General features: G+C 51.7%; 16 protein-coding genes. 8 read left to right on the forward strand and 8 right to left on the reverse strand.

What is annotated here, in order from left to right; all coding sequences use genetic code 11:
• Window positions 1-3 precede the first annotated feature (3 nt).
• The gene (locus ACUTSW_RS08285; RefSeq protein WP_445584128.1) at window positions 4-627 is read right to left on the reverse strand and encodes a TetR/AcrR family transcriptional regulator; all 624 of its coding nucleotides are present in this window, start codon (window positions 625-627) and stop codon (window positions 4-6) included.
• A 97-nt stretch (window positions 628-724) separates the two neighbouring features.
• On the opposite strand from ACUTSW_RS08285, the gene ACUTSW_RS08290 reads away from it, so the two are divergent.
• The 3 genes from ACUTSW_RS08290 (at window position 725) to ACUTSW_RS08300 (ending at window position 4,240) form a co-directional block, all read left to right on the forward strand.
• On the forward strand, window positions 725-1,564 hold the full coding sequence (locus ACUTSW_RS08290; protein WP_445584129.1) for an NmrA family NAD(P)-binding protein: 840 nt from the start codon (window positions 725-727) through the stop codon (window positions 1,562-1,564).
• A gap of 434 nt (window positions 1,565-1,998) precedes the next feature.
• Entirely contained in the window at window positions 1,999-3,576 is a 1,578-nt protein-coding gene (locus ACUTSW_RS08295; RefSeq protein ID WP_445584130.1) for a malate:quinone oxidoreductase, read from the forward strand.
• Window positions 3,577-3,781: 205 nt separating this feature from the next.
• On the forward strand, window positions 3,782-4,240 hold the full coding sequence (locus ACUTSW_RS08300) for a helix-turn-helix domain-containing protein (protein WP_445584131.1): 459 nt from the start codon (window positions 3,782-3,784) through the stop codon (window positions 4,238-4,240).
• Between the two features lie 61 nt (window positions 4,241-4,301).
• Here ACUTSW_RS08300 and ACUTSW_RS08305 read toward each other — a convergent pair whose 3' ends face one another.
• The 4 genes from ACUTSW_RS08305 to ACUTSW_RS08320 form a co-directional block, all read right to left on the reverse strand.
• Window positions 4,302-5,198 (reverse strand): fimbrial protein, encoded by an 897-nt coding sequence (locus ACUTSW_RS08305; RefSeq protein ID WP_235601812.1) that lies wholly within the window; start codon window positions 5,196-5,198, stop codon window positions 4,302-4,304.
• 137 nt (window positions 5,199-5,335) lie between these two features.
• Window positions 5,336-7,900: a fimbria/pilus outer membrane usher protein gene (locus tag ACUTSW_RS08310; protein WP_445584132.1), complete on the reverse strand. Its 2,565-nt coding sequence runs from the start codon at window positions 7,898-7,900 to the stop codon at window positions 5,336-5,338.
• Window positions 7,901-7,978: 78 nt separating this feature from the next.
• A complete protein-coding gene (locus ACUTSW_RS08315) occupies window positions 7,979-8,707 on the reverse strand; it encodes a fimbrial biogenesis chaperone (RefSeq protein ID WP_004942286.1) in 729 nt (242 codons plus the stop codon).
• Window positions 8,708-8,771: 64 nt separating this feature from the next.
• Window positions 8,772-9,329, reverse strand: a complete 558-nt coding sequence (locus ACUTSW_RS08320) for a fimbrial protein (RefSeq protein ID WP_004942285.1) — start codon at window positions 9,327-9,329, stop codon at window positions 8,772-8,774.
• 473 nt (window positions 9,330-9,802) lie between these two features.
• Here ACUTSW_RS08320 and ACUTSW_RS08325 point away from each other — a divergent pair, with 473 nt between their 5' ends.
• From ACUTSW_RS08325 to ACUTSW_RS08335, 3 genes are all read left to right on the forward strand, one after another.
• On the forward strand, window positions 9,803-10,519 hold the full coding sequence (locus ACUTSW_RS08325; RefSeq protein WP_063200023.1) for an EAL domain-containing protein: 717 nt from the start codon (window positions 9,803-9,805) through the stop codon (window positions 10,517-10,519).
• Between the two features lie 22 nt (window positions 10,520-10,541).
• The gene (locus ACUTSW_RS08330) at window positions 10,542-11,132 is read left to right on the forward strand and encodes a hypothetical protein (protein WP_004942281.1); all 591 of its coding nucleotides are present in this window, start codon (window positions 10,542-10,544) and stop codon (window positions 11,130-11,132) included.
• 176 nt (window positions 11,133-11,308) lie between these two features.
• Window positions 11,309-12,925 (forward strand): FMN-binding glutamate synthase family protein, encoded by a 1,617-nt coding sequence (locus ACUTSW_RS08335; RefSeq protein ID WP_445584133.1) that lies wholly within the window; start codon window positions 11,309-11,311, stop codon window positions 12,923-12,925.
• A 108-nt stretch (window positions 12,926-13,033) separates the two neighbouring features.
• Here ACUTSW_RS08335 and betA read toward each other — a convergent pair whose 3' ends face one another.
• The 3 genes from betA to betI all read right to left on the reverse strand — a co-directional run bounded on the left by betA (window position 13,034) and on the right by betI (window position 17,012).
• The gene (betA, locus tag ACUTSW_RS08340) at window positions 13,034-14,701 is read right to left on the reverse strand and encodes a choline dehydrogenase (protein ID WP_004942278.1); all 1,668 of its coding nucleotides are present in this window, start codon (window positions 14,699-14,701) and stop codon (window positions 13,034-13,036) included.
• Between the two features lie 221 nt (window positions 14,702-14,922).
• Complete coding sequence (gene betB / locus ACUTSW_RS08345) at window positions 14,923-16,395, reverse strand: betaine-aldehyde dehydrogenase (RefSeq protein WP_445584134.1); 1,473 nt, start codon at window positions 16,393-16,395, stop codon at window positions 14,923-14,925.
• A 20-nt stretch (window positions 16,396-16,415) separates the two neighbouring features.
• The gene (betI, locus tag ACUTSW_RS08350; protein WP_062870192.1) at window positions 16,416-17,012 is read right to left on the reverse strand and encodes a transcriptional regulator BetI; all 597 of its coding nucleotides are present in this window, start codon (window positions 17,010-17,012) and stop codon (window positions 16,416-16,418) included.
• A 389-nt stretch (window positions 17,013-17,401) separates the two neighbouring features.
• Here betI and ACUTSW_RS08355 point away from each other — a divergent pair, with 389 nt between their 5' ends.
• Window positions 17,402-19,438, forward strand: coding sequence for a choline transporter (locus ACUTSW_RS08355; RefSeq protein WP_062870190.1), 2,037 nt, complete (start codon window positions 17,402-17,404; stop codon window positions 19,436-19,438).
• A gap of 337 nt (window positions 19,439-19,775) precedes the next feature.
• The gene (locus ACUTSW_RS08360; RefSeq protein ID WP_445584135.1) at window positions 19,776-22,808 is read left to right on the forward strand and encodes a DUF4214 domain-containing protein; all 3,033 of its coding nucleotides are present in this window, start codon (window positions 19,776-19,778) and stop codon (window positions 22,806-22,808) included.
• The last annotated feature ends 361 nt before the right edge of the window (window positions 22,809-23,169 follow it).

Raw genomic sequence — 23,169 nt, forward strand, 5'->3', positions numbered from 1 at the left:
GTTCTAGGCATCTGCCAGCACCTTCGCCGCCATTTGCTTATAGCTCTCCACCAGTTCGCGGCCCTCATCGGGGCCGGTACTGACCGCCAGGCGCATCGTCGCCTCTCCCAGATGCATCAGCAGAAAAGCGGCATTTTCAACTGCAACGGGATCCGCCTGTGGCCGCAAACGCCGTATCGCCGCCGCCAGCAACGCACCGTTCAATCGGCTTTCCGCCACCTCTTCTTCGCGCAGCGTTTTGTTGGCCTGCGTCGCCGCCCAGATATCCCGCATGACGGGTTCAGCCATAAACAAGGCATAATATTCGTCAATCAGGCAGCTAAAAGCCTCGATCAATTGCGGAAAATCCTGCACCTGAGTTAAACACTGCTCAATGCATTCGCGCGCTTCCTCGTTATAACGCTGTGCCAACACGCGCACGATAGCGGTCTTATCCGGGAAGTACTGGTATAGCGCCCCTATGGAAATACCGGCATTGAGCGCCACTTCGCTCATTCGCATCGCATCGCTGCCCTGCTGGGCTATCAGCGCGGTGGCGCAATCGAGGATCAGCTCCACCTTCTCGCGGCTCCGCGTCTGGCTGGGTTTACGCCGCAACGCGGGCGGATTTTTTTGCTTGTCATTCATCAGCATCGTCCTTTGAACCAAAAACTGCCTTGACAATAATACGAGGGTTTATCATATTTACAAAACATGAGTAATACTCACATTTTGGAGATGAACGATGGATAACAGCGATAAGACCTCACCGATACTGGTTTTAGGCGCCACCGGTAAAACCGGCAGCCGTGTAGCAGCGCGTTTGCAACAACATGGCGTGGCCGTACGCCCCGGCCACCGTGGCGCCGCCATTCCTTTTGACTGGGAGGACTGCGACAGTTGGCAACCGGCCTTACAAGATGTGAAAAAGGTGTATCTCAGCTTTCAGCCCGATCTGGCGGTGCCGGGCGCCATCGACACCATTGAACGTTTTTGCCGACAGGCGGTAACGGGGGGTGTGCAAAAGATCGTGTTGCTCAGCGGGCGCGGAGAAGACGAAGCTCGCCAGGCAGAAGAAATGGTAGAGCGCAGCGGCGCGGACTGGACGATATTGCGCGCCAGCTGGTTTATGCAGAACTTCAGCGAAAGCTTTATTCTCGATGAGCTGCTGAACGGCACGGTTTATTTGCCGCCGGGCGAAATTCCAGAACCTTTTATTGATGCCGATGATATCGCCGACGCCGCGGTCGCCGCTCTCACTCAGCCCGGCCACAGCAATAGGGTATATGAGCTAACCGGCCCGCGACTGATGACGTTTGAACAAGCCATTAACGAAATTGCCGCCGCCAGCGGACGTGAGATTCTCTATCGGCAGGTGCCGATAGCCGATTATGTCGGTTATCTGCGCGAAGCGCAGTTGCCGGAGGAGATGGTCAGCTTGCTGGAGTATCTATTCAGTACGGTACTGGATGGACGCAACGCGTCACTGACCAACGACGTTCAACGCAGCCTTGGGCGCCCGGCGCGTGATTTCAGCACCTATGCCGCCGAAACCGCAACCCGCGGTATTTGGCAACCGCGCTAATCGGATGCCGGCCGCCCTACGGCGGCCATTTTCTTTTTGTTACCGGCTAGCCTTTGCAATTCATCGCTAAATATTGTGTGATAATGAAATATCGTTTAAATCAACGGCAATTAAACCCTGCTAATTTAACGGTTATATTTAGCCCGCAATAATAAATGAATTATTCCTGCCTATATTTCTCTTTTTTTAGTTACAAAAGTAGTTTTTAACATTCTTGCAAACAATAATATCCCCTCAGTAACCTGAGTTGAACACTCCGCCTCCAGGTAACCTGTAATAATCCACTTTTCGTTAAAGAAAACTATTAACAAAAAGACATTATCACTGCAATTCGGCTCATGCCGGGCGGTCTGTTTTGGCTTATTTCCAGGGTAACTCCCGATAAATTCTTTCACCTGCAATGAGTAGAATTTACACATAAGAGATTTGATTTAATGAGAAAATTACTCGTCCTGATCTTCTGTCTGAATCTGTTCGGCGTCACGCAACAGGCTGCAGCAGAAGAGAACAAGACCGTCGATGTGGTACTGATTGGCGGCGGCATCATGAGCGCCACCCTGGGGACTTACCTGCATGAGTTGGAGCCGAACTGGTCCATCGACATGTATGAGCGCATGAACGGCGTTGCGGAAGAAAGCTCCAACGGCTGGAATAATGCCGGTACCGGCCACTCCGCTTTCGCCGAAATGAACTACACCCCGGAGAAAGAAGACGGCACCATTGATATCAGCAAAGCCGTGGTGGTTAACGAGTCTTTTGAAATTTCTCGTCAGTTCTGGTCTTATCAGGTAAAAAATAACGTCCTGAAAGATCCAAAATCCTTTATTAACAGCGTACCGCACATGAGCTTTGTCTGGGGTGACGATAACGTCAACTTCCTGCGCAAACGCTATGAGGCGCTGCAGCACAGCACCCTGTTCCGTGGGATGGAATACTCCGAAGACGCCAACCAGATTAAACAGTGGGCGCCGCTGGTAATGAACGGCCGCGATCCGGCGCAGAAAATTGCCGCGACCCGCATGCCGCTGGGTACCGACGTCAACTTTGGCGTGATCACCCATCAACTGGTGGATACGCTGACCAAAAATCCTAACTTCAAGCTGAACCTGAGCCATGAAGTGCGCGATATCAAACGCAACGCCGACAACACCTGGCGCGTCACCGTGGCCGATCTGAACCGTGACGGTAAAGAAACCACCGTTAACGCCAAATTCGTGTTTATCGGGGCAGGCGGCGCCTCTCTGACACTGTTGCAGAAATCCGGCATTCCTGAAGCTGACGGCTACGGCGGTTTCCCGGTCGGTGGCCAGTTCCTGGTGACCACCAATCCGGAAGTGGCGAATCAGCATCTGGCCAAGGTTTACGGTCTGGCCAGCGTAGGTTCGCCGCCAATGTCGGTTCCGCACCTGGACACCCGCATGCTGGATGGCAAGCGCGTCGTCCTGTTCGGGCCATTCGCCACCTTCTCCAGCAAGTTCCTGAAAAACGGTTCGCTGTTCGATCTGCTGCACTCTCTGAGCACGTCTAACCTGATGCCGATGACCCACGTCGGGCTGGATAACTTCGACCTGGTGAAATACCTGGTTGGCCAGTTGATGATGAACGACGATGACCGTTTCGCTGCGCTGAAAGAGTACTTCCCTGAAGCCAAACAGGCCGACTGGAAGCTGTGGACCGCCGGCCAACGCGTGCAGATCATCAAGAAAGACGATGAGAAAGGCGGCGTGTTGCAGTTCGGCACCGAAGTGGTCAGCTCCGAGGACGGCAGCATCGCCGCCCTGCTAGGCGCATCACCGGGCGCTTCTACCGCTGCGCCAATCATGCTGCACCTGATGGAAAAAGTGTTCAAAGATAAAGTGGCGAGGCCGGAATGGCAGAGCAAGCTGAAAGAGATCATTCCATCCTATGGTCACAAGCTGAACGGCGACATTGAAATGACCAACAAGATCCGCGGCTACACCAGCAGCGTCTTGCAGTTGGACTATATCGAAGTGAAGCCGGAAACTCACTGATTCGACGTTTGTTCCCCCTTCCCTCAAGGCCGCCTCGTGCGGCCTTTTCTGTTTCTCCGCAGCTCGAAGAGCACGTTTAGCCACCTTTAGCCCTCCAGTTAACACTTGCGTAACCCGGTTCAGCGGCCTATTATCAAAGAACTAGCTTGGATAATTACTCTTACCCACTATGACCTGAATGCCGTACCGCGGGAGAACTTAAACAATGGATCGCGTCAATATCATTCACGATTTGCTGAACTGGATTGAAACTCATCTGGATCAACCGCTGCTTTTAGATAACGTGGCGGCGAAATCGGGCTACTCCAAGTGGCACCTGCAAAGGATGTTCCGCAGCACCACCGGCCATGCGCTGGGCAGCTATATCCGCGAGCGCCGCCTGTCACAGGCCGCGCAGGCGCTGCGTTCGACCCCACGCCCTATTCTCGACATCGCCTTGCAGTTCCATTTTGATTCCCAGCCGTCATTTTCACGCGCATTTAAAAAACAGTTCGGCAAAACGCCGGCGGTGTATCGCCGCACCACGCGCTGGGACGTGGTAGAGATGCGTCCGCAACCGATCGCGCCGCAGAACGGGCATCGGCACGAGCCGTCGGGCGCGCACTTGTGGTATGCGGGGAAATGCGTCGAGGGCGCCTGCACTCATTGGATGGGCCAGCGCTAAGGCGGATAAAAAGCAAAAAGCCAATGGGCAATCCCATTGGCTTTTTTAATGCCCGCAATACTCAGTTGTATTCGATGGTAAAGGTTGCGGTCGACTGGATATTACCGCCTTTGATCGTAGTGCCGGTACGGTAGTAACGGGCTTTCAGCGGCAAGGTCAGGGTGTTGGCCTGGTTCGGCACGGTGCGGCCTGCATTGACCGCGTCACCGTTCTTGATAGGCTGCGTGGTGCTGCCCGTCAACAACTGCACGGCAACGCCGGAGGCCGTATTGGCGCCAGATTGCGATTTGATCACGCCAGGCGCATTAGAACTGTCTGGAGTGTAGTCAAAACGCACATTCACAATCCCCTGCCCGGCATTGCCTGGCAGCAGATTTTCACCGACGCCGCCAACGCAGTTAATGTTGAGATCAAACGCCTTCTCACCCTGGGTTGAGCCGACGGCGCCAAAAGAGGCTGCCGTGACGGTATCCAGATTAACCACCTTGTTTTTGGAACCGCTGTCCACATTGCAGGTGGAAGTGACGATCGTCAGGCTGTTGGCATCGACAATCGATTGCAGCAGCGGCAACCCAGGACCGGTACCGTCCATGTAATAGTTGGTATAGAGCCCGGTAGTCAGCTGGCCGGTGCCTGTTTGAGCCGCGGTTTTAACGACGTCGATCTTGAAGTAACCGCCGTTAAGGGTCACGTTGGAATTACCAGAGAACCTCAAGGTATGAGGGTAGAAGTTACTCACCGAGCCGGCCTCACGGTACAAACGAATGCCGATACCCGGAATATTGGTGCTCCACACATTGGCGAAGCTGGTAGAGCTGCCCTGCATGATCGAACCAATCGCACTGCCGCCTCTTGAGCAACTGCCGATATTACTGACTTCATTGATTGGAAACTGGCCGGTAACCAAAGTGTCGCCCACCTGGCTGCCTGGGGTCACCAGCACACGCCCAAGCTTCATATTGATCACCTGCGCCTTGTAACCACTTCTGACAGAACAGGCGGCATAAGCACTTTGACCGCCCACCATCATCAAACCGAGCAGCATCAAGCATTTCGCTGACGTTTTATTCAGTGACAGAACACGCGTTAATTTTATCATTTGCAACTCGCTTCAATAATTTCGTAGTCAGTATTGCCCTGCGCTTTTGCCTTGTAGCTATAGCTGACAGAACACTGCTGCGTAGGCTGCGTGCCCCATTTCACCTGTAACAGCCCTTTTTGCGTTTCCGTACGCAAGTAGATACGGCTGCCCTGGCCGACGATGCCCACCACCTGATTACGGGTATCCAGCACTTCAGAACCAAATGGCAATGCGTTGCCGTCCGGGCCGAGGGCATGAATGATCAACGCCTGGCCTTTGGTGGTTTTGAACTCCAGCCGTGCGATGGCACCGGCGTAAGGCGCAATCTGCTGACTGCTGCTTTCCAGCTCCACATCGCGCGACATGCCGCTCGGATCGAGCGTTACGTTGGTCATGCGGTATGGTGCCACATAAGGCACTACCGCATAGCCGTTATCATCGATACGCACGCCCGGCGAGTTGGTCACGATAGCCCCGGCGGCGTCCGGCGCCTCTACCAGCACCATGGTCTGGCCGCGCTGCGGCGTCATGGTCACCCCACCGCTGTGAGCCACTACGCTGCCCGATGCCCCGATCGACGACTGACGATAATCTTTGCCGTAGCTGTAAGAACCGTTCAGCGTCGAGAACCGGCTACGGTATTCGCCGCTTACGCTGCTGTTGGTGCCGCCGGATTGATCGTTAGCCAGCGCCGCGCTGTAGCTGATGTTGTTGTCTTCACCGGTAGAACCGTTAATGCCCACGCGGCTGCTGTCGTAGCCGTTATCGGTATAGCCCAATGAACTGTTCAGGCTCAGCGTCTGCGAACCGACGCTGAACGGAACCGACAGCGTCAGGTAATAACGGGTTTCATCACGGTTATACATGTCCGAGGTGCGCATGGCGGACAGGCCGTAGGTGACGCGACCATAATAGTTGTTATAACCCACCTGATACTGCTTGGTGCTGCCGCCCCGGTTCCAGTAATCGCGAACCGAACCGGTGATATACAACGCGCCAAAGTCATCGCCCAGCCCCTGGTTGAGGGTCAGTTGGTATTCGCTGCGCTGGCGGTTAACGGCGTCGGCACTCAGGTTCTTGCGTTCGTTGTCTCGCGAGTAAACGGCGTCGCGCAACGAAAGGTAACCGGAGGTGGAGTAGCGATAAGCGGCGATGGTGAAGTTGGTGTTGGTTTCAGTCATCAACTTGCTGTAGCTGAGCTTATAGCTCTGACCGGATTGGTCGCCCTGCTTCAGGCGGGTATTGGCCTGAGTCACGTCCAGAGCAAAGGCACCGATCGGCGTCGCCACCGCACTGCCCAACAACACGGCACCATAGCCGTCACTGGCGATAGCGCCGGTGTAGCCGGTGATGATATTGGTAAACCCGCGCTGATAAGTCGCCTGGAACATATCGGGTTCCTTGCTCAAATTATCATCGCGCACTCGGCCTGCGGTCAGGGCATAACGCTGGATCCCCGGACGCAACATCTGCGCTACCGAAGCGTAAGGCACGCTGAACTGGCGCTTGCTGCCGTCGGCCTCGTTGATGGTGACGTTCAAGTCGCCGCCGTAACCGGTTGGGTAAAGATCGTTAATCACGAATTCGCCGGGAGCAACGGTAGTCTGGTAGATCAACTGGTTATTCTGACGAATCTCCACCAGCGCGTTACTTTGCGCCACGCCACGCACCACAGGCGCATAACCGTTGAGAGAGTCGGGCAACATGCGGTCATCGGTCGCGACCTGTACGCCGCGAAAACCGATAGAATCAAAGAAGTCGCCGCTGGTATAGGTATCACCCAACGTCAGCATGCCGCGCACAGCCGGGATGGCACGCTGCGCGTAAGTGGCGGTGTTTTGCCAATGGGTGCTTTCGTTGGAGCGCCAGTTGACGTTAGAGTCATGGCGCAACTGCCAACCGGCCACGTTTAACCCGGCGTTCAGGGTCAAATAAGCGTTGGTTGAATCCGCGTTGCTGCCGTTGGCGGAACTGTGGGTATTAAAGGCATTGAAATTATACGAAAGGCTGCCGGCGGTAATGCCGCGATCCCAGAATTTCGGATCGACATAACCGCGCGCACTACGGCGCAGCGACGACTGCGGGATACTGATATCCATTCGCAGCGAACTGGTATCAAGGCGATAATAGGCTTCCGGCACCCACTGCGGCAGGCTTTTACAGGTATCGGTAGTGACCGAAGGATCGCTGCTCAATGCCGCAGTATCCACACCGAATTCATCCAACGACAGCAGAGAAAAACAGGTATCGGCACTGTTTTTACCCGGTACGTTTTTGAAATCGATACTCTTCTTGCCTTTCCACTCGCCGTTAACATAAACGTCGAGTGAGTATTTGCCGGCAAGAATAGGGTTGCCATCGCGGAAACGCGAAAGATCGACGCCTTGCGCCTCTCCAACCAGGAAACTGCTGTTGAAGGAAGCTTCAACCGGGGCGGTGGGCTTTTTGCTGTCGGTAACGATTTCCGCCAGGGCAAATCCAGGCGCCGCCAGGCAAAACGCACCGCCGGTCAACAACAGAATCGATTTATAGTTAAATAGCGCCAGTTTAATGGCCGCAGAGATAGGCAACTCTTTCATATAAAAGCATTCCTTTACCAAATTAAGCTCACCCCACCGACAGCTTGCGCTCTGGGGTATGAGTCTCTCTTCCAAGAGTTACTTTTGCTTATTCTTAGTGCGGGACACGCGTCCGCCAAAATCGTTAATGGTGGTAAATGCAACGTCGGCGATGCGCGAGCTGTCACCGGAAAACGACAGCGTTTTTTCCTGGCCTGGAGCCAGCATGTCGCCGTGTGGCGCCAACGGCACTTTCTTCTGGTTGACGACGGCATTGATTTCGGTAAACGACACGTAATACGGCGTTGGGTTTTTCACGCTGACGCCGGCGCCGCTAAAGCGCCACTGCAGTTTTTCAGGTGCATCGTTCGCTTCGCCAGTCAGGCCGGCCGGACGATACAGCAGTTTGACGCGGGTGCGGAAAGCCACCTGTAAAAAGTTTTCAGGCGTACTGCTGCTTGCCCCGGTCGGCGCAGGAGGGATCTCCAGTACGTTCAACCAGAACAGGGATTCTTTGTCTTGTGCCAATGCTGACGTGGTCAGTGAAACACGCAGCGCCTGGCCGGTAGCCGGTTCAACACGGCTGATTGGCGGGGAAACGATAAACGGCGCCTTGCTGTTTTCAGGCGTGGTTTTCGCATCGCCTTCGTCAATCCAGGATTGGATCAATGCCGGTGAAGTTCCATTATTTGATAATTGGACAGTAACTTCCCGTTGTTTTCCCGGATAAATAATACGCGTACCGTTAATGATGACACTGGAAAAAACGCTGCTGCTGAATAGCGCGGCAATCAGCAATACACTGTATTTTTTAAATGAATTTTTCATTATTTTATCACTACGGTAGGGAAAAACGGCGGGGGTAACTCCCCCGCCCGAATAAGAATATTACTTATTGATAAATGATGGTGTACTGAACGCTTGAAGTCACATCACCAGCGCCGGCAGCGTTGGTCGCGTAATATTCAGCGTAGTAGTTCAGGTCAGCAGAATCGCCTTCGTTAGCAACGGTAACCCACTGAGAGTTATTCTGTGCGCCGTTGGTGCCGGCGGCCAGAATTGGCAGGAACTGGTTGTTGCTGCCCAGCAGCTGAATTTGCACGTTGGTCGCTGCATCAGTCTGTGCCTGGTTGTTCAGACGGCCAGTATTGAAATCAACAGTTGCGCCTGGTTCGAAATAAGTGGCTACCTGGCCTTTAGAACATTTGGTCAGGTTGATTGCGAATGGAGTACGGCCGGCAGTCGCGCTCTGAGTTGCCAGAGTTGAAGCAGAAACAGTTGGCAGAGTAACGGTGAAATCTTTACCGCCCGGGGTGCTGATAGTACAAGTCTGGTCAGTCACTTTACCGTTGAAAGTAATAGTACCGTCAGTCGCTTGTGCAGAAAAAGAAGAAATAGTAGCGGCGCTTACAGCCAATGCCAATACGGCAGACAGTTTAGAAATTTTCATATTTAGACTCTCGATGAATTAATACAACTATTAAGTACATTCAGCGATGCTACTCCTTGTCAGGAATGAAGCCCCGATGAATCCATTGCCCGGCGAAATATAGACTAGGCGTATTCTTATTGTTAAATCGTTTATAACATTCATATCACCCCTCTTGATAGGAAAAAACTATCAACAAATACCTATCGATCGATGTTGACGATTCAACTGAATAGGAATAATCTGTGTTTTGAAAAGCCAGGCAGTGCAACATATTGCTTTAAGTCATAATTATCAGGATATTATCCTGTAATTTTACATTTTGTTACCTTTTAAATCATTTGGACTTCACGACAAATTGCGCGTTTAATGGTCTGGAGGCGGCATGGCACGTCCTGGTTAAATTAAATAAGATAATTACCAATAAAAAGCATTTATTTACTTTTATTACCGTTAAAAAACAAGAAGTTACATATCAGTCAAGGGATTGAGAAATGAGCGGTTCTTTTAGAGCGAAAAATAACGGGATTAATTATGTTTTCCAGCCTATGTTCGGAAAATCCGGACAATTGCTGGCCGTTGAATGCTTGTCCCGATTCACTTTCAATAGCGAACATGCTCATTTCTCCCCTGAACAGTTTTTTCGTTCTGCCGATAGCGCAACCCGGATTGAGATTCTGTTAGAACAAGTCAGCCTGATAGAAAAATATAATCACTGGTTTCGTGATAATCAGGTTATAGCCACATTGAATGTGGACGACCATTCGTTACGATCGCTGGCCAGCGACCATTTTGCAGAAAGAATTCGCGCCACTCGTTGTATTCACTTTGAAATCAGCGAAAACTCAACCCGACTGGTAAAAGATCGCGTTCATGGCGATCCCTTACTGAAAAGTTATTCATTTTGGCTCGATGATTTTGGTTCTGGCTACGCCGGTTTTTCCGCGTTGTACAACAGCCAGTTCCGCTTCGTTAAGCTCGACCGATTTTTGTTATGGAATTTTATGGAAAAATCTGGCGGTGACGGCTTAATGCGCGCTTTATTGCGATTTTTTTACCTTAACCATTACAAGGTAATTATCGAAGGGGTTGAAACTCCCGACCATAAAAAATGGCTGGACGAAATGCCATATTACGCACTGCAGGGAAAGCTGTGGAAGGAATCCGACATCAAGGATTTGAACTCGCTTCTTACAGCTGAATACTTTTAACTCATTATTGGTGTCTGCCATTATGTCTAAAAACAATGTCCTTGTTATTAGTGAGTGTAAGTACAGCTATGTCGGTCTTTCGGTATTAGTGAAAAAACATTACGGCAAGTACGATATCAGACTGTTTTCGGATTTTATGCAGGGGGGTTCCAAGGCGGAAAAGATAATTAAGCACGATATCGCGCTGATCTTTACCTCGCAAAATCTGGAGCAAAGTGTCAACGTCATTGAAAGCCTGGTGTCAATGCATCAGCAATACAACACCAAAACCCGGATCCTGGTGTTTTATGATGACGAACGCGTAGTGAAACTGCTGTCGATACTGGGTATTTCCGTTGAATTGGTCTCTACCCGCATCCCACTTTATTCGCTGCAGGAAAAAATACAAAATCTGTTGGAAAGCAAAGAATCAGGCGGGATAAAAATGCAGAAAACCCGCGAACTCAGCCCGGCGGAAAGCGATGTCATCTTCAACCTGCTGCGTGGCGATAGCCTGCTGCATATTGCCCAGAAGCGCGGCACGCACCCCAAAACCATCTTCTCGCAAAAATACAGCGCGATGAAAAAGCTGCGTTTGCGCAGCATGAGCACCATCTTCGTCGCCAGTAAATGACCCTTCAGGCTGCTACCCGGCGGCCTGCTTTTGTCGCGCCAGGTTAAATTAATGTAACAATGAGCGACAAAGCAGCAACAGTCACATAACACTCCTGTCTATTGGTTACGATTTGCCCGCGGGAAAGTCCCGCGAGCCCTGTCGTCTGGATTAAATAAAAAACATCAGGAGATGTTATGAAATCATCCTTATTCAGCCGTTATACCTGCTTTGTTTTGAGCATCTTGCTTGCGTTGGCGTCATTGACGCTGTTGCCGCAGCGGCCCTGGTTTTGGCTGCCGACCCTCCTTTTCGGGTGTCTGAGCGCACTGGGCATTTACGATCTGACTCAGCAACGCCACGCCATCTGCCGCAACTATCCGATCATCGGCCGCCTGCGCTTTTTCTTCGAATTTATCCGCCCGGAAATACGCCAATATTTACTGGAAGAAGATAACGCCCAGATCCCGTTCTCACGTACTCAACGCACGCTGGTCTATCGCCGCGCCAAAAATGAGATGGGCGACAAGCCATTCGGTACCCAACTGGACGTTTATCAAACGGGTTATGAATGCATCGGCCATTCCATGCGCCCGGTAGCGGCATCCGATCCCACCAGTTTTCGCGTAGCGATCGGCGGCCCGGACTGTAGCCAACCCTATTCCGCCTCAATCTTTAATATCTCCGCCATGAGCTTCGGCGCGTTGTCGGCCAACGCCATCCGCGCCCTCAATCTTGGCGCAGCGAAAGGCAATTTCTACCATGACACCGGCGAGGGCAGCATCAGCCGCTATCACCGCGAGCACGGCGGCGATCTGGTGTGGGAACTGGGCAGCGGCTATTTCGGCTGCCGCACCGCCGACGGCCATTTCGATCCGCAGCGTTTTGCCGAGCAGGCAAAAAGCCCGCAGGTAAAAATGATTGAAATCAAACTCAGCCAGGGCGCCAAACCGGGCCATGGCGGCATTTTGCCGGCAAAAAAAGTGGATGCGGAAATTGCCGCCACGCGCGGCGTGCCCGAGGGGGAAGACTGCATTTCTCCGGCTTCGCACAGCGCCTTCACTACCCCGGTGGAAATGATGCATTTTATCCAGCAACTGCGCGAACTGTCCGGCGGTAAACCTGTGGGTTTTAAGCTGTGCATCGGCCACCCGTGGGAGTTTGTCGCTATCGCCAAGGCGATGCTGCATACCCATATTTTGCCGGACTTTATCGTAGTAGACGGTAAGGAAGGCGGCACTGGCGCCGCACCGCTTGAGTTATCCAACTATATGGGTATGCCGTTGCGCGAAGGGCTATTGTTCGTCCACAACACTCTGGTGGGCTGCGGGCTGCGCGACAAGATCAAAGTCGGTGCCAGCGGCAAAATCATCAGCGCCTTCGACATCGCCAGCGTGCTGGTGCTGGGGGCCGACTGGGTGAACTCGGCGCGCGGCTTTATGTTTGCCGTCGGCTGCATCCAGTCGCAAAGCTGCCACACCAACCACTGCCCGACCGGCGTCGCCACGCAGGACCCGCTGCGCCAGAAGGCATTAGTGGTACCGAACAAGGCGGAACGCGTTTACCACTTCCACCAAAATACGGTCAAAGCGCTGGCGGAAATGCTGGCAGCGGCCGGCGTCAGCCGCCCGGAGCAACTGACGTCTCACCATATGCTACGCCGCATCACCTCAACCGAAATCAAGGTCTACGCGGACATCTATTACTACCTGGAGCCAGGCGCTTTGCTGGAAAAAGAGATCCAAAGTGATTTTTATGCGCGTATGTGGCGCATGGCGACACCCAACAGTTTCGATCAGGCGATCTCGCTGTAGCTTGAAAGATGACGGGTATGAATTGCCCCCTCGCCTCGGGGAAGAGCATTGGAGAGGGGGTTGCTTGCTACAGCAGCCCTCCCCCTCAGCGGCGAGAGAGCATGTAGGTTACGGCTTGCGCGCCGGGGCGTCGCCGGCCACGTAATACTCTGCGGTACTGCGTGGCAACGGCGCACGCTGGCGAATGTTGTCGGCAATCTTCTCGGCAATCATGATCGTGGTGGCGTTCAGGTTACCGGTAATGATCAGCGGCATGATGGATGCATCCACCACCCGCAGCCCTTCCATGCCGTGCACCCGCCCCTGGCCGTCGACCACGGCCATCTCGTCTTCGCCCATTTTGCATGAGCAGGAAGGGTGAAAGGCGGTTTCAGCATGTTCACGCACAAAGGCGTCCAGTTGCTCGTCGGTCTGCACCTCCGGCCCCGGGCTGATTTCGCGACCGCGGTACTCGTCCAGCGCCGGTTGCGCCATGATTTCACGCGTAATACGGATCGCGTCGCGGAACTCCTGCCAGTCTTGCTCTGTCGCCATATAGTTGAACAGGATGCTCGGATGCTGACGCGGATCTTTCGATTTCACCTGCACCCGGCCACGGCTCGGGGAACGCATCGACCCGACATGAGCCTGGAACCCGTGCTCTTTGACCGCGTTGCTGCCGTTGTAATTAATCGCCACCGGCAGGAAGTGATATTGGATATTCGGCCAGGCGAACTCCTCGCGGCTACGGATAAAACCGCCGGCTTCAAACTGGTTACTGGCACCAATGCCGGTGCCGTTGAACAGCCACTCTGCGCCAATCTTCGGCTGGTTGAACCATTGCAATGCCGGATACAACGACACCGGTTTTTTACAGGCGTACTGCAGATACATTTCCAGGTGATCCTGCAGGTTCTCACCGACGCCCGGCAGATCGTGCACCACCTTGATATCCAGACTTTTCAGCAGCGACGCAGGGCCGACGCCGCTGCGTTGCAGGATCTGCGGCGAGGCAATCGCCCCGGCGCACAGCAGCACTTCGCGCCGCGCGCTTGCGCTGGCGATCTGATTGCCGTCGCCCTGCAAGTAATCAACGCCCACCGCACGTTTGCCATCGAAGCGAATACGATCGGTCAGTGCATGAGTGACAATCTTCAGATTAGGGCGTGAACGCGCCTGATCCAGATAACCGCGAGCGGTGCTGGCGCGGCGGCCTTTCGGCGTCACGGTACGATCCATCGGGCCGAACCCTTCCTGCTGATAGCCGTTCAGATCTTCGGTACGCGGATAGCCCGCCTGCACGCCGGCTTCCACCATCGCGTGGAACAGTTCGTTGTTGCCGGCTTTCGGGGTAGTGACGCTGACCGGGCCGTCGCCGCCGTGATAATCGTTCGGGCCGATATCGCGGGTTTCCGCCTTGCGGAAATACGGCAGGCAGTCCAGATAACTCCAGTTTTCCAGACCCGGCGCTTTTGCCCAGTTGTCGAAATCCATCGCGTTGCCGCGGATGTAGCACATGCCGTTGATCAGCGAAGAACCGCCCAGACCTTTGCCACGGCCGCATTCCATACGGCGGTTGTTCATGTGCGGCTCAGGATCGGTTTCGTAGGCCCAGTTGTAGCGGCGCCCCTGCAACGGGAAGGCCAGCGCGGCCGGCATCTGCGTACGGAAATCCATCCGGTAATCCGGGCCGCCGGCTTCCAGCAGCAACACGCTGACATCGGCGTCTTCGGTTAAACGGGTGGCTAATACGTTACCGGCAGAGCCGGCACCGATAATGATGTAATCGTATTCCACTCATTATCTCCTTAATCTGTTTGCCTGAATGAGGCGAATGGCCTGAAGGGCTCTATACGCAATAGGCAGGCAATATTGGATTCAAAATCAGGGGCATTCCCTATGGATTTCGAGTTACAGCCAGGCGGCAAGGGCGTGGAGCCCCAGGAGCTTACTCAAGTAAGTGACTGGGGTCCGCGTTCGCGGCCAACGATGCTGTAGCTCGAAAGGCGACGGGAATATCAGAACACCGAGGTGTATTCGCCCAGCTCGACTTGCACCGATTTGATCTGCGTGTAGTGCTCCAGCGTGCTCAGGCCATTCTCGCGGCCGACGCCGGATTGCTTGTAGCCGCCAACCGGCATTTCCGCCGCCGACTCGCCCCAGGTGTTGATCCAGCAAATGCCGGCTTCAAGCTGGTGAATCACACGGTGAGCTCGGGTTAAATCCTTGGTCACCAGTCCGGCGGCCAGGCCGAAAGTGGTGTCGTTGGCACGGCGTACCACTTCTTCTTCGCTGTGATAACTGAGAATGCTCATTACCGGCCCGAAGATTTCTTCACGCACAATTTCCATGTCGTCACGGCAATCGGTAAACACCGTCGGCGCCACATAAGCCCCTTTGGCGTATTCACCTTCGGTCACGCGCTCACCGCCGCACAGCAAACGTGCGCCGCTGTTCTTGCCGCTCTCGATAAAGCGCAGCACGGACTCCATATGCGCAAAGCTGACCAGCGGCCCAAAGTTGGTTTGCGGATCGGCAGGATCACCCAGACGAATACGCTTCACGCGTTCGAGGATTTTCGCTTCAAACTCTGCCTGCAACGCCGCCGGGACAAACACGCGCGTACCGTTGGTACACACCTGGCCGGAGCTGTAGAAATTGGCCATCATGGCGATGTCGGCAGCGCGATCCAGATCGGCGTCGTCAAAGATAATCAGCGGCGACTTGCCGCCCAGTTCCATAGTGACTTCTTTCAGCGTTGAACCCGAGGCATTGGCCATCACTTTCTTGCCGGTTTTTACCCCGCCGGTGAAGGACACCTTGGCAATGCCTGGGTGATCGGTCAGATACTGGCCGACTTCTGCGCCGCTGCCGGTGAGCACGTTGAACACGCCGTCCGGCACGCCGGCTTCGGTGTAGATCTCGGCCAGTTTCAGTGCAGTCAGGGAGGTCACTTCGCTCGGTTTGAAGATCATTGCGTTGCCCGCCGCCAGAGCCGGCGCGGATTTCCATAGTGCGATCTGAATCGGGTAATTCCAGGCGCCGATACCGGCCACCACGCCCAGCGGCTCGCGGCGGGTATAAACGAAAGAGGTGTCGCGCAGCGGGATCTGCTGGCCTTCGATAGCCGGGATCAGCCCTGCGTAGTATTCCAGTACGTCGGCGCCGGTGACGATATCGACCGCGGTGGTTTCCGACATTGCCTTGCCGGTATCCAGCGTTTCCAGCGCCGCCAGTTCGTCATTGCGCTCGCGCAGAATATCCACCGCACGGCGCAGAATGCGCGAACGCGCCATCGCCGTCATCGCCGCCCACACCTTCTGCCCGCTGGCTGCGCTGGCAACCGCACGGTTGACGTCTTCAGCGCTGGCGGACTGGATCTCGGCAAGCACTTCGCCATTCGCCGGGTTCACTGCGTTGAAGGTTTTCCCCTCGGTACTGTCTACATAGGCACCATGAATATAGAGCTTCTGCAAGCCAAAACGGGACATAGGTTCTCCTTGGATTGTCCTCAGGGTGGCGTTTGCCCCCGGAGTTGAAACGTAATGTAATCGGTAGTGAGCGCGATCGCCTGCGCCTGATTAAACGCCGCGCCGCGCAGTGCGCTGCGCAACCACAAACCGTCGATCAACGCCGCCAGCCCTTTGGCCGCCAAACGCGCCTGCGTCTGCGGCAATGCGCGGCTGAACTCGGCGCACAGGTTGGAATACAGACGGCGGCCGTTCACCTGTTGCAGCCGGTTAAGCTGCGGCTGATGCAGACTGCTGGCCCAAAAGGCCAACCAGGTTTTCATCGCTGCGCTGTTGATCTGGCTGTCGTCGAAGTTGCCGGCAACGATCGCCTGCAGCCTTGCGGCCGGGCTCTGGTCGTTCAGCGCCTGTAGCCGCAGCTTCACCGCTTCCCCCAAATGGCTGATCAAATAGCGCATCGTGGCTTCCAGCAACCCGTTCTTATCCTTGAAATAGTGGCTGATGATGCCGTTGGAAACGCCCGCCCTGCGCGCTATCTGCGCAATGGTGGCGTCATGCATTCCGACTTCGTTTACCGCGGCCAGCGTGGCATCAATCAACTGCTGCCTTCTAATTGGCTGCATTCCTACCTTTGGCATAATTCGACTCTCACAAAACCGACTTCGGCCTCATCTCAGCGGCGAATTTCATCGACTTTCCGCCTGCTGAACTTGGTCTTCATGCAGACTATTAAACTTTTTTTTGATTGAACGTTCAATAAAAATTGCATATATTTTATTGCCGCTTGGTTACAAAAATGTACTTTTCGGTTGTGGAACTGGCTGATTTTTGTGAGGTATTTAACGAATCTGACCAAAATCAGTGTCTGTAAGCGGTTCCCACCACGAAACGATTTTCCGTTTCGTTAACAGGCTAAACGGCAAGCAGTGCCGCTTTTTATCCGCACTTTTCCGGACGACGCCTGCGCGTCGTTCAGAGCAGAAATGTGGGCACGATTTTACTCAGTTGTTAAAAACAGAGGACGACGATGACAACCAGCGAAACCTCCTCAAAACCGCAAAAGGATCGCCTTAATCCTGTGGTTTTCTTTACCTCGGCAGGGCTGATTCTGGCCTTCTCGCTGATGACCATTTTTTTTACCGATTTCTCCGGGCGATGGATCACCCGCACCCTGAATTGGGTTTCAACCACCTTCGGCTGGTATTACCTGCTGGCCGCCACCCTGTACATCGTATTCGTGGTGTTTATCGCTGCCTCGCGCTTCGGTTCGATCAAGCTCGGGCCGGAACAGTCGAAACCCGAGTTCAGCCTGATGAGCTGGGCGGCGATGCTGTTCGCCGCCGGCATCGGTATCGATTTGATGTTCTTCTCGGTCGCCGAACCCGTGACGCAATATATGATGCCGCCGGAAGGCGATGCCCAAACGCTGGAAGCCGCACGTCAGGCCATGGTGTGGACGCTGTTCCACTATGGGTTAACCGGCTGGTCAATGTATGCGCTGATGGGCATTGCTCTCGGTTATTTCAGCTACCGCTATAACCTGCCGCTGACCATCCGTTCGGCGCTGTACCCGATCTTCGGTAAACGCATCAACGGCCCGATCGGCCACAGCGTGGATATCGCAGCGGTGCTGGGCACCATTTTCGGCATCGCCACCACGCTCGGCATTGGCGTGGTGCAGCTCAACTACGGATTGAAGGTGCTGTTCCAGGTACCGGAAAACCTGACGGTTCAAAGCGCACTGATCCTGCTTTCGGTGATTATGGCCACCATTTCGGTGACCTCCGGCGTCAACAAGGGCATTCGTATTTTGTCGGAGCTCAACGTGTTGCTGGCGCTGGGGCTGATCCTGTTCGTGCTGTTCTGCGGCGATACCGAGTTCCTGCTCAATGCGCTGGTGCTCAACGTCGGCGATTACGTCAATCGCTTTATGGGCATGACGCTCAACAGCTTCGCCTTCGATCGTCCGGTGGAATGGATGAACAACTGGACCCTGTTCTTCTGGGCCTGGTGGGTGGCGTGGTCGCCGTTTGTCGGCCTGTTCCTGGCGCGTATTTCGCGCGGGCGTACCATCCGTCAGTTTGTGGTCGGCACGCTGATCATTCCTTTCGTGTTCACCCTGCTGTGGCTGTCGATCTTCGGTAATAGCGCGCTATACCAGATTATCCACGGCAATGCCGCCTTTGCGCAGGAAGTGATGCAATACCCGGAACGCGGCTTCTACAGCCTGCTGGCGCAATACCCGGGCTTCACCTTCAGCGCCTCGGTGGCCACCATCACCGGCCTGCTGTTCTACGTGACCTCGGCGGATTCAGGCTCACTGGTGCTGGGCAACTTTACCTCGCGCCTGGCCGACATCAATAACGATGCGCCCAACTGGCTGCGGATTTTCTGGTCGGTGGCCATCGGCCTGCTGACCATCGGCATGCTGATGACCGACGGCGTGCCTGCGTTGCAGAAAACGACGGTGATCATGGGCCTGCCGTTCAGCTTCGTGATCTTCTTCGTAATGGCCGGGTTGTATAAATCGCTGCGGGTGGAGGACTATCGCAAGGCCAGCGCCCTGAATACCAACGCCCCCATGCCGATTTCGAGCAATGACGTGCTGAACTGGAAGCAGCGCCTGTCGCGGGTGATGAACTACCCTGGCACCCAGTACACACAAAAAATGCTGGATACCCGTTGCAGACCGGCCATGCAGGAAGTGGCGCGCGAGCTGGAACTGCGCGGCGCCAAAGTGGAGTTTACCGAGGTGCCACCGGCAGAAGATGAGCGTTTGAACCACCTGGAACTGCTGGTGCATTTGGGTGAAGAGCAGAACTTTATCTATCAGATTTGGCCACAGCGTTATTCGGTGCCGGGCTTCACCTACCGCGCCCGCTCAGGCAAGTCGCACTATTACCGGCTGGAAACCTTCCTGATGGAAGGCACCCAGGGCAATGATCTGATGGATTACAGCAAGGAGCAGGTGATCGGCGACATCCTCGATCAGTACGAGAAGCATCTGAACTTCCTGCACATTCACCGCGAAGCGCCGGGCAATACCCTGACCTTCCCGGATTGAAAACAATAATAATATCCCCACTGTGTTAAAAACAGTGGGGCATTTACAAACTCAAGTTAGCCACCCCACATTAAAATACAAAACAAACCATTAACAATCAAAAAGTTACAAATCAATATTTGAGCCCATATTTCTTTCAAACCTCTCATAATAACCACCGCCCCTCTCAAGCTCAAAATAATGCCATGAGGAAATTCCTATTTTTCATGAGATAAACCATAACTACCAGCCAACACCCAGCGCATTGAGCGGCCAATGCTACAATGAAGCTTTCGCACGACAAAAAACATCGCCCTTTTAACAAAGAAATTTATATAGTTCACCGGAGGGAATATTTATGGCCTCATTGATGTATGAGAAACAAATCGCAAGCATCTACTACACTTTACTTCGCAAAAGCCCAACCGAAAGAGAACTCAAAGCCCTCAGTGATAGTTTAGAAAAGAAAGGGCCTGCAGTATTGCAAAATATCATCTCGGAACTCATGGAAACCCCTGAAGCAAAATTTCTTTATGGTAACTACCAAAATAACTTTGAAATTATGAGGGCTTTTTTTAAAATCGTACATGGTCGCGAAATGGGACAAGCCGAATTTAAACTTTGGTACAACGACTCCACTCTCGATCTCAACCATAATCTTTTCCGCATAGTCAATGAGCTTGTTACTAACACGGCCCCCTGGCCAAAGCTCAACGACGACATGTCAAATACAGACTATGAATTTAATTATCCAGAGCAGCGACTTATAGATAAAGAGCATTTTCTTGATAATGGTAATTTGACCCTTTATCCAGGAACTTCAAATATAGTCCCTTCTGGTGATGGTGCAACTGATATTCTTGGAATCTTTCATGTCCTCGGTGCAGGTATAACTCGCGACGTATCTGAATTTTGGGTTCCACTAATTAATAAAGGTGATAAAACACTGCTCCAGGCCACAGAAGTATTTATAAAAGACAGACCCTACTTAAACAATGTCACCAATAAAACCTTTGTCAAAAAAATATTTGAAAATACTTTTGAAAGACCGGCCACAAATACAGAGTTAAATATTTACTTGGAATTATTGGCTACCGGATCATCCAGAGCTGAAATCTCTATTAATATAATGAAATTACTGAGAGAAAGCACCAACGAAAGTGATGCAACTGCTAAGTCACATTTAGCCGCAGCATCTCACGTCTATGAACGAGGGGAACTTCCACCGCTGGAATACCAAGAGAAAATCGCCGCTCTTTATTTAATTGGAGCTGAGAGAAATATAAATTCGGAAGCATTATTTGGATGGAGCCAAAAATTAGCCTCAGGAATATCTCATGATAAAATAGTGAGCATCCTAACTAACACTTCAGAATTCAATCGCATTTCAACGCATCTTGACATCAATTCATATGCCAAAAGAATATACCTAACAGCATATGGTCATAATGCAGATAACAGTACATTGGAAAAACTAATTTCTCTTGGGGATAAAAACAAAATAATATCAGCCGTAATCAGCAGCCTTATAGATTCAAACACGAAATCAAAGAGTGAGTATTATGAAAAATTTCAGTTCGCACTGAGGATAGCAGGAAGTTTGAATTATAAAAAAGATGCTACATTAACAAACGAAACAGGAAACTCACCAGAGAGCACTATTAACTCCGGTATAACGCACATACTCAGCCAAGCAGAAAAAGCACAGTTAGAACGAGTAATACTAAACTTGACCACAGATAACAGCGTTGATCTCACTATGGCAGCAAACCTTAGAGAGCTCGTTATTAACGGGAAACAAGAGGCTGAAATAACCCTTGCCAATTATAAAAATTATAACTCAACTATAATTAACATTAACGGACATATTCAGGGATTAAAAACGGGGAATGCTGATACGCTTGTTATGCTTAATGATAGCCATGACACTCTCGATACCTATTTCTATTTTGGTTCTGGAAATGACTTTTTAGGATGGAGAGCTGATGAATATGGCGAAAATAAAATAAGCCCATCACTCTATGCTGATGGAGGCCTGGGAATAAATTCAATTTCAGCCAATTTCATTAGTTTATTCAAAGATGTGTTCATAAGAAAAGGAACCCATGGAATCCCTGACATTGAAACAACAACACACATCAGCAACATTATTAGATTCAGCAACTTCGACCTAATTGATTTATATAAATATACTGGTAAAGTATCCACAAAGACATATATTATACAAGCTGACGGAACCATCGTCAGGTCATCTACCGTATCAGACTTTACTTTTGATTATGATTTTGTTTCTAACAAATACGGTGCAGGTGGTAACCCCAACGATGTTGGAAGGAAAGGTTTTTCTATTATCAATGTTACTAACGAACAACAGTCAACCACTTCAGATGTAATATCAGTCATAAATGTTACTCAAGGAGCCTCAAAAATTTACGTAGGAAATCACAGCAACAATCCCGTTACGGGAGATGGTGGCAATTACCTATTCAAATTCAAGAATGATGTCAGTGTGCTAGAGTTTTTTACAAACCAGAAAAATGGTGAGGATATATTGAAACCATTGAGGTCATCACCCCCTGAAAAATTTGTTAATGCTGGTGAGTTTGCACTAATTGGTGAAACACTAAAAACCGTCAAGATAAACACTAGCGGCGAGTCAAATAATAATAATTTAATAGCATTAGACTTTACATCATCAAATATTGATAAAGTTATTGTTAGTGGCGTTCATAATCTAGGCTTGGTAGCAACTCATGGTTCATTCGGTGCTAGAGAATTTACCTATGATGCAACAGAATCTGCGGGAATAGATATTACAATAACGCCTGAGTTATATACGAGCATGAGCAAGAAAATAACAGTTCTAGGCAGCAATCAGGGAAATGAATTCCACCTATTTAGAGAAACAAAATATTACCCACAAGATAAAATCATATTTATTGGTGGGGCGGGCGACGACTATTTTGACATAAATAACATCGTAACAGCTATGGGTGGTGACGGGACTGACTTTTTCAACATTATGAGCTCATCCAATAAAACCAGCACACTTTATGATTTCAATCCCCACAAGGACATTATCGGATTGAAATCAAGTGGGATATATATATCCGGAAGAGAATCAGGAGAAAAAATACCATTTACAGATACTGTTAGCGGTGGGAATAAAGTACAAGATTATGGTTACATAGAAAACTTATTTAACCCTAACACCCCACTTAACTTTCATGGAAAAGTAGGTGCCGTATCTACTATGGATGTCACTATGACTAAAGAAACCTATATCGTAGTTGATCTCAACGATAATAAAATATTTGATACTAATGACGCACTCATAAAAATTTCAGGACAACCGGATACTGCCGAACTTGCATCACAATTGTACTATTGACCGAACTGTATCAATCTCACCTCAGTCCTGAAGCGCAAGAAATAGGATAAATGCCAGTTAAACTGCTGGCATTTTAGTTTACTTATTCATATCAAAACACTGCCTTAATACATTTTTTAAAATCAATTGGAAAGGCAATAGTGATGCTGGATTCCTGACAGCACAAGTGCACATTGTAAACAAGGGTACAAAGGATACAAAGTGAGCTAGTTGCAACACCCCCCCCCCCTTTTTGCCTTGCGGTGGCCATGTCTGTACGTACAACAGCAACACGCCAACCCAATCCGATACTTGTCCGCGGTAACCCTCGTACGGTCCACCTACAACCTTTTACTGGGAAGAAGTCCTAAACTCTCTCAAA

This window comes from Serratia sp. TSA_198.1 (assembly GCF_052686505.1).

Excerpts from the sequence above, each read along its gene's own strand:
- ACUTSW_RS08290 (WP_445584129.1), top strand. The coding sequence starts at position 725 with ATGGATAACAGCGATAAGACCTCACCGATACTGGTTTTAGGCGCCACC.
- ACUTSW_RS08305 (WP_235601812.1), bottom strand. The coding sequence starts at position 5,198 with ATGAAGCTTGGGCGTGTGCTGGTGACCCCAGGCAGCCAGGTGGGCGAC.
- ACUTSW_RS08335 (WP_445584133.1), top strand. The coding sequence starts at position 11,309 with ATGAAATCATCCTTATTCAGCCGTTATACCTGCTTTGTTTTGAGCATC.
- ACUTSW_RS08300 (WP_445584131.1), top strand. The coding sequence starts at position 3,782 with ATGGATCGCGTCAATATCATTCACGATTTGCTGAACTGGATTGAAACT.
- betI (WP_062870192.1), bottom strand. The coding sequence starts at position 17,012 with ATGCCAAAGGTAGGAATGCAGCCAATTAGAAGGCAGCAGTTGATTGAT.
- ACUTSW_RS08360 (WP_445584135.1), top strand. The coding sequence starts at position 19,776 with ATGGCCTCATTGATGTATGAGAAACAAATCGCAAGCATCTACTACACT.
- ACUTSW_RS08355 (WP_062870190.1), top strand. The coding sequence starts at position 17,402 with ATGACAACCAGCGAAACCTCCTCAAAACCGCAAAAGGATCGCCTTAAT.
- ACUTSW_RS08310 (WP_445584132.1), bottom strand. The coding sequence starts at position 7,900 with ATGAAAGAGTTGCCTATCTCTGCGGCCATTAAACTGGCGCTATTTAAC.
- ACUTSW_RS08330 (WP_004942281.1), top strand. The coding sequence starts at position 10,542 with ATGTCTAAAAACAATGTCCTTGTTATTAGTGAGTGTAAGTACAGCTAT.
- ACUTSW_RS08325 (WP_063200023.1), top strand. The coding sequence starts at position 9,803 with ATGAGCGGTTCTTTTAGAGCGAAAAATAACGGGATTAATTATGTTTTC.
- ACUTSW_RS08320 (WP_004942285.1), bottom strand. The coding sequence starts at position 9,329 with ATGAAAATTTCTAAACTGTCTGCCGTATTGGCATTGGCTGTAAGCGCC.
- ACUTSW_RS08315 (WP_004942286.1), bottom strand. The coding sequence starts at position 8,707 with ATGAAAAATTCATTTAAAAAATACAGTGTATTGCTGATTGCCGCGCTA.
- betB (WP_445584134.1), bottom strand. The coding sequence starts at position 16,395 with ATGTCCCGTTTTGGCTTGCAGAAGCTCTATATTCATGGTGCCTATGTA.
- ACUTSW_RS08285 (WP_445584128.1), bottom strand. The coding sequence starts at position 627 with ATGAATGACAAGCAAAAAAATCCGCCCGCGTTGCGGCGTAAACCCAGC.
- ACUTSW_RS08295 (WP_445584130.1), top strand. The coding sequence starts at position 1,999 with ATGAGAAAATTACTCGTCCTGATCTTCTGTCTGAATCTGTTCGGCGTC.